The sequence below is a fragment of the Streptococcus intestinihominis genome (genome assembly GCF_046824975.1).
Taxonomy (GTDB): domain Bacteria; phylum Bacillota; class Bacilli; order Lactobacillales; family Streptococcaceae; genus Streptococcus.
On record NZ_JBKQBL010000005.1, the window covers coordinates 92,350 to 96,736 of the forward strand.

General features: G+C 41.9%; 5 protein-coding genes. 1 reads left to right on the forward strand and 4 read right to left on the reverse strand.

Features of this window, described 5'->3' with window-relative positions:
• Positions 1–84: 84 nt before the first annotated feature.
• Together ACLOR3_RS08635 and ACLOR3_RS08640 are read right to left on the reverse strand one after the other, a co-directional pair.
• On the reverse strand, positions 85–1,470 hold the full coding sequence (locus ACLOR3_RS08635) for a glycoside hydrolase family 1 protein (RefSeq protein WP_411400786.1): 1,386 nt from the start codon (positions 1,468–1,470) through the stop codon (positions 85–87).
• Positions 1,471–1,616: 146 nt separating this feature from the next.
• Positions 1,617–2,309 (reverse strand): gamma-glutamyl-gamma-aminobutyrate hydrolase family protein, encoded by a 693-nt coding sequence (locus ACLOR3_RS08640; RefSeq protein ID WP_411400784.1) that lies wholly within the window; start codon positions 2,307–2,309, stop codon positions 1,617–1,619.
• Between the two features lie 167 nt (positions 2,310–2,476).
• Here ACLOR3_RS08640 and ACLOR3_RS08645 point away from each other — a divergent pair, with 167 nt between their 5' ends.
• The gene (locus tag ACLOR3_RS08645; RefSeq protein ID WP_195550241.1) at positions 2,477–2,665 is read left to right on the forward strand and encodes a class IIb bacteriocin, lactobin A/cerein 7B family; all 189 of its coding nucleotides are present in this window, start codon (positions 2,477–2,479) and stop codon (positions 2,663–2,665) included.
• Between the two features lie 582 nt (positions 2,666–3,247).
• On the opposite strand, the gene ACLOR3_RS08650 is transcribed toward ACLOR3_RS08645, so the two are convergent.
• Positions 3,248–3,661, reverse strand: coding sequence for a YjdF family protein (locus ACLOR3_RS08650; RefSeq protein WP_120701306.1), 414 nt, complete (start codon positions 3,659–3,661; stop codon positions 3,248–3,250).
• Positions 3,662–3,802: 141 nt separating this feature from the next.
• Positions 3,803–4,387, reverse strand: a 585-nt coding sequence (locus ACLOR3_RS08655; protein ID WP_412037147.1) for an acyl-CoA thioester hydrolase/BAAT C-terminal domain-containing protein, incomplete at its 5' end; no start/stop codon positions are given.

Here is a 4,387-nt window from a genome sequence, read left to right on the forward strand (position 1 = left end):
TTCCACACTTCCGAAAATAAAACTAGTCAGTCATTTACTGAAATGAACGGCCTATCGTACTTAGATAACAGAATCCTCAAAAACCTATTCTTCAAATCCATTCTGCTGGCTCAATTCACGGAACCAATGGCCGGATTTTTTCAGGCGTCTTTCTTGAGTGGCTAGGTCTAATTCGACAAGGCCGTAGCGGTTTTTATAGCCATTGAGCCAAGACCAGCAGTCGATAAAGGTCCACATGAGGTAGCCCTTACAGTTGGCCCCATCTTGGATAGCCCGGTGCAATTCACGCAGGTGGTCTTTGACGAAGTCAATCCGGTAGTCATCTTGGATTTCTCCGTTTTGACGGAACTTTTCTTCCCCTTCAACTCCCATTCCATTCTCTGTTAGGAGCCATTCGATGTTCCCGTAATTTTCTTTGATATTTTGCGCAATATCGTACAAGCCCTGCTCATAGATTTCCCAACCTCTATGTGGATTGATCTTTCTTCCTGGCATGACATAAGGTTCGTAGAACTGCTCAACTAGCATAGGAGACTCTGGGTTTGGCGCATAACGAGGCGCAGAGACCCGCATTGGTTGGTAATAATTGACTCCTAAGAAGTCAACTGTATGTTCTTTGATTAGCTCCAAGTCACTTGGATCCACTTCTGGCAAAAGAGCACGCTCCCGCAAAATCTCTACCAACTCTGGTGGGTAAGTCCCAAGAACAGACGGATCGAGGAAGGATTTGGCTTGGAAGAGCTCAGCGATTCGTGCCGCCTTGACGTCTGCTGGATGCTGACTCCGCGGATAGGCTGGCGTCAAGTTCAAGACCACTCCGATTCGATAGTTTGGATCCACCTCATGACAGACCTGAACAGCAAGGCTACTTGCCAACTGAGTATGGTAGGCAACTTTGACCGCTGCAGCCGCATCTACCTTATGTGGGTAATGGGCATCATAAAAGTAACCAAACTCTACAGGAACAATGGGTTCATTAAAGGTGATCCACTGATCAACCAAGTCCCCATAGGTTTCAAAGCAGAAACGAGCATAGTCGTGATAGGCGTAGACCGTCTCCTTATTTTCCCAGCCATCTCCTTGTTCTTGCAAGGCAAAAGGAAGATCAAAGTGATAAAGATTGACCATCAAATGAATGCCTTTGGACTTGATGCGTTCAAACACTTGGCGGTAAAAAGCCACCCCTACTGGATTGACTTCTCCACGTCCTTTAGGGAAAATCCGAGACCATTGGATAGAAGTCCGAAAGGCAGTATGCCCGGTCTCGACTAGAAGCTCAATGTCTTCTTCCCAATTTTCATAAAAGGTCGAAGTTAAGCCGGGTCCTTCTTGGAAACGAAAGCGATGAGGCTCTACCTGATACCAGTAGTCCCAGAGGTTGTCCTCCTTACCATCTCCGGCAAAGCGCCCTTCTGTCTGAGGACCAGATGTCGAAGTCCCCCATAAAAAATCTTGTGGAAAGTTGATCATGTGTTTATCCTCTCTCATTGTCTTCCTCTCTATTATACTCCCTTTCAGCCCTCTTCCTAGAGACTATTTTCAGTCATTTTTACGCAGATTATAGAAAAAAAACGCTAGCTATCAGAAGACCCGATTTCTAACGTGTTTTGTTTCCATTATAGTTTATTAACGACATAATCAAAGAGAGCCTTGTCTCCTTCACTTATCTGATAACGCAGTTCTGGATGCCACTGAACCCCGAGAAAGGCTGTCCCGTGGGATGATTGCACCGCTTCGATGATCTGATCTTCAGGACTAACAGCAATCACTTCTAGATGAGGGGCTAGATCCTTGATCGCTTGATGGTGGTAGGAATTGATCTGACCAACTTCTCCGAATAAGTCCCGCAAAATAGTCCCTTCAACTGTTTCGATTGAATGACTAGCTTCGCTGGCAGGATTTTCCTGCCAGTGATGGTCGATATCTTGGTAAAGTGTCCCGCCCATGGCTACATTGTAGAGCTGCATGCCTCGGCAAACCGTAAAGATGGGCTTCTTAGCAGCTACTGCTTCCTTGATCAAGGCCAACTCGAAAAGGTCACGCTCGAGCAAGTAATCATCACTAACAATCTCCTTCTCTGCTCCATAAAACTGAGGAGAAACATGCTGACCACCTGTGATGATCAGCTTGTCAATCAAGGAAATATAGTGCTCAGCCGTTGCTGGGTCTCCAATCGGAAGGATGAGGGGGATGCCCCCCGCTTCTTGAACCCCCTGGACAAAGCCTGTCGGTGTATAACTGAGGTACATTCCATCTTCTTCACGGAAAGGGCGTTGATTGCCCGTAATCCCAATCACTGGTTTCTTCATCGCTAATTCTCCAATCTCTTCATAACTAGTATAATTCCTTATTTTATCATACTCCAAAGGTGACTTTCAACTTTTTTCATAATTTTGAAAATAATAAGAGATTTTCTAGAATTTTTACGAATAATACAGGTGAAAAAACAATTTTCTTCAAAGAAAGGAGAAGATAGATGAACACAATTTCTATTCATTCTGATGACATACTATCAGATCATGAACTAGCCACTATTCAAGGTGGATTTATCCCAGCTGTAATCGCAGGGATAGCTACATGGAAAATTGCTACAGCTGCTGTCAGTAGTATTGGACTCGTTTTTGCTGCAGGAGCAGGACTAGGATATCTAGCTAATCGTCCATAGGTAAGAACGATGAAAAAAAGACGCATATTCCATATCATCACGATATCTACTTTACTTTTTTCTAGAATCTTTTTAGCAGTTCTACAAATCTTACACGACCTTCACTATCTCACACTCCCATTTGAAACTTATGGAGTGAGTGATTTACTTTCTGGGATTCTTGTTATTTGGATCCTCATCATTGCATATCGGGGAATCAGAAAGGAGAAAAGCAATGAACAATTTACAACTTTTAACAACTGAAGAATTAGAAAACACAAAGGGCGGTGTTGGCCTAGCTGAAATCGTTGCGATTTGATGAGCCTTAACGGCCTCTCCCCCAAATACCAGAAGCTGATTGTCTCCTTGCTCCAAAAACTCAAAACAGCAGGAAAAACGATTGTCATTTCCTCCCACCATTTCGAGCAAATCGCTCCCATTGTGGAACGAGTTCTGCTCTTTTCTGAAGAGCACACCATTACTGGAAGCTACGATCGAGCGGATTGGGAACATCATCCAGATATTCAACAATCGTTTTTGTCATGTTAAAAAGCCTCGGTAGGGTTCTTCCTACCGAAGCTTTTTTGATGAAAGAGATAAAGGTTAATGTCCTTTATGCTTGTCTCTTCGTTTTTGCTGTTTGCGTTCAAATTTCTCTTGTTTGAGCAATTGCTTTTGGACACTAGATTGATGTTTTGAAATCTTTTTCCTTTCCTCATACTGCAACTGCAATAGTTCTTTCGACTTGGAAGAAACTTTTTGTTTTACTTGTTTCCTCACAATTCGCTGTAATCGTTTAGGATTCTTGATTTTTACATGTTGCTTAACTGTAGTTTCTGGACTAAAAGATAATTGAGTAAACTGAGTCTGTAAAATCTCTAGAATTTCATCATCTTTTGGCTCCTTACCAAATGTCACACGACAAACTTGATAAGTTTCTCGATACACTTGTTCGAACAAACCATGCCAAAATCCATCTTCAAAATAAACTGTCAATCCAATTGAAATTGTTTCCACGACAGCACCTCCTTAAATTTATCCCTAAGAATGGACAACCAAGGAGGAAGGTTACTGATAGGCTTGCCTACGTCTGGACTACCAACCAGAACTGTGTTTTTATCTTAGTTGGAACTATTATAGCATATTTATAATCTATTTTTATTTCTTCTTCAAATGCCTATCAAAAAAATGAATCGTAGCTAGCCAAGAATCCTTACTCTCTCTCATCAATAAACGCCAATCTTTTCGATAACGGTGATTTGGTTGATAAGCCACTGTCAACATGTGACCTGTTTCATGATATTTTTTAAATGTAATGTGGTGTCCTTTATAATCTGAGACAATATCATCAATTGCTGACGAGGCATCCCATATTTCATCAACAGTACTTCCGAGCAATAAGATTGGTGAATGCATTTGAACGATATCTATCTTAGCAGAACGATCTTTAGGGATAGGTTTTCTAAAAAGTTTGCTAAACAGATAATCTCTCAGTCGAAACTTTTGATAGGTAAGTTCCTTTTGCAAATACGTCCAAGAAGAAGTATGGGAGTTCCATTTCCCTTTTATCCCTTCATACACCACATCAGAGGGTGAATTTAGTACCAAACATTGAACGTCATTAAAAATGCTCTCCTCAGCTAAAACTAACTCTGCTCCCTTAGAACGTCCATAGATTCCAATTCTTTCACTATCTACTTGATGATGCTGACGTAGATAATCCTTTGCTTCCACAAGGCACTC